We start from the raw sequence: 2,150 nt of genomic DNA on the forward strand, positions 1-2,150 counted from the left end.
CAACTGGGCAATGTTGCATCCAATGCAACATTCGGCAGTTTCTGTGATCGCCCGCGAGCAGGAGTTTCTGTGCCCGTGGGGTTTCTTCGCGCGGGCTGACGACATGGGCGACATGCCGTCTGACCTGCTGTGATTACTCCTTCGATGCATTCGATGACAGATTGCGGCGTCTGGTGACGTTGCGTTCGGTGCCGCGATGTGGCGGCTGGCGCAACGCGTAGGGAGACGCTGATATGCGGTCGAGGACCGCGGGCACGGCGGCGCTGGCGCTCGTGGACGGCGCGACACCGCTGCGGGCGGAGCCGGTGCTGTTCGACGAGATGCTGGCAGGTTTCCGCCGGCAGCAGGTCAGCCGCCGGCTGAGCTCGTCGCTGATCGATGGCCGGGAACGGGTGGTGCGCCGTTTCCAGGCGGCCAGCGGCAGCTGGCCGTGGACGTGGACGCCGGCGCAGCTGGAGGGCTGGGTCGCCGCCGGTGGCTGGGCGCACTCGACGGTGCGCAACTACCAGGGCGCGGTCGCGATGTTCTGTGACTACGCGTGCGACCCGCGGTATGGCTGGGTCGCCGAGTGCGAGCAGCGGGTCGGCCTGGCGCCGAGCCGGATCTGCCACGACGAGAACATGGCGACGCACGTCGCCGACCACGAGGGCCGCCCGCAGCGGCGGCCGTTGACGCGCGCCGAGCTGCAGGCGTTCTTCGACGCGGCCGACGACTGGGTCGAGCAGTTGGCGGGCAGCCGGCGCAAGGGCTGGCTGCCGGCGTTCCGCGACGCGGCGATGTTCAAGGTGATCTACGGCTGGGGGCTGCGCCGGGCGGAGGCGGTCCAGCTTGACCTCGCCGACTTCTCGACGAACCCGGCCGCGCGGCAGCTGGGCTCGCTGGGTGTCTGCCATGTCCGGTTCGGCAAGGCGATGCGGGGCGGTCCGCCGCGGCGCCGCGCGGTCGCGACGGTGTTCCCGTGGGCGGCCGGGGTGCTCGAGGAGTACCTGACGGTGGTCCGCCCCCAGTTCCCGGGGTCGGCCGGCCCGGCGGTCTGGCTGACCGAGCGCGGGAACCGGATCTCGACCCGGTCGGTGGACGACCGGTTCGCCCGGTGGCGGGCCGCGGCGGGGCTGCCCGCCGAGCTGTCCGTGCACTGTCTGAGGCATTCGTACGTTTCGCACCTGATCGAGGATGGGGTCGATCCGTTGTTCGTCCAGCAGCAGGTCGGCCATTCCTGGGCCTCGACGACCGCGACCTACACCACCGTCGGTACGGACGCGAAGAACCGGATGCTGACCGCGGCGCTCGCGGCGGTCCTGCACGCCGTGGCCGGGACGCAGGACCGGTGAGCGCGCAGGTCGGCTACTACTGGCATCTGCGGAAGCTGATGGCCGAGCGTGGGCTGTTCGCGACGACGGCGCTGGTCCCGCTGCTCGCCGAGCGGGGTGTCCGGCTTTCGCGCGAGCAGGTCTACCGGCTGGTGACCGGCGTCCCGGAGCGGCTGTCGCTGGTGACACTCGCCGCGCTCTGCGACATCCTCGGCTGCGCGCCCGGGGACCTCGTCGAGCCCTACCGGGGCCGGCCCCGGCGCGCCGCCGACCCCGGTGCGTCCGCGGCACCGGCGGACACGGCACCGTCGGACACGACGGCACCGGCCACGACGGCGCCGCGGGCGGTGTCCTCGCCGGTCGTGATGCCGTTGCGGCCCCGGCGCGCCGAGATCACCGCCGTCCCCGGCCCGCAGAGCGGGTCATGACCGGCCCCTGGGCGTCTCGGCTCGAGAAGGTGGCGGCCCGCCGGGTGGCGGTGACCGCGGCGGTGGCGGCCGCCGACCCGGCCCTACCGGCCGACGTGATCGCCGCGGCGGTGGGCGCGGTCAGCGGCGCGAGCCTGCGGCACCTCGCGGACGCGCTGGCCACGGACCCGGCCGCGCTGAGCGTCGGCGCGCCACCGGCGGTCGGACGGCTCGTCGAGACGCTGATCGCGGCAGGTGGCGCGCTGCCGGTGCCGACATGCGCACGCTGCGGCGCGACCGGCCGTCCGCTGACCCGCCAGGGCGACGGGCAGGGGCTGTGCTCACGCTGCCATAACCGGGCCCGGGCAACCGCCTGCGTGCGCTGCGGGATCGTCAAACCGGTAGCCGGCCGCGACGGGCAGGGCCAGCCGGT

At 73.6% G+C, this 2,150-nt stretch carries 3 protein-coding genes; all 3 read left to right on the forward strand.

The features are described from left to right. Positions 1-233: 233 nt before the first annotated feature. Positions 234-1,331, forward strand: a complete 1,098-nt coding sequence (locus AC5LUJ_RS23335) for a tyrosine-type recombinase/integrase (RefSeq protein WP_493465782.1) — start codon at positions 234-236, stop codon at positions 1,329-1,331. Then, the gene (locus tag AC5LUJ_RS23340; protein WP_493465783.1) at positions 1,328-1,738 is read left to right on the forward strand and encodes a helix-turn-helix domain-containing protein; all 411 of its coding nucleotides are present in this window, start codon (positions 1,328-1,330) and stop codon (positions 1,736-1,738) included. The genes AC5LUJ_RS23335 and AC5LUJ_RS23340 overlap by 4 nt, the downstream gene beginning before the upstream one ends. Then, positions 1,735-2,150, forward strand: a 416-nt coding sequence (locus AC5LUJ_RS23345) for a hypothetical protein (protein ID WP_493465784.1), incomplete at its 3' end; no start/stop codon positions are given. The genes AC5LUJ_RS23340 and AC5LUJ_RS23345, both read left to right, overlap by 4 nt.

The organism is Protofrankia sp. CiP1_Cm_nod3 (assembly GCF_982290655.1).

Bases quoted from the DNA above. Each gene is read 5' to 3' on its own strand.
- AC5LUJ_RS23335 (WP_493465782.1), top strand. From the start codon at position 234: ATGCGGTCGAGGACCGCGGGCACGGCGGCGCTGGCGCTCGTGGACGGC.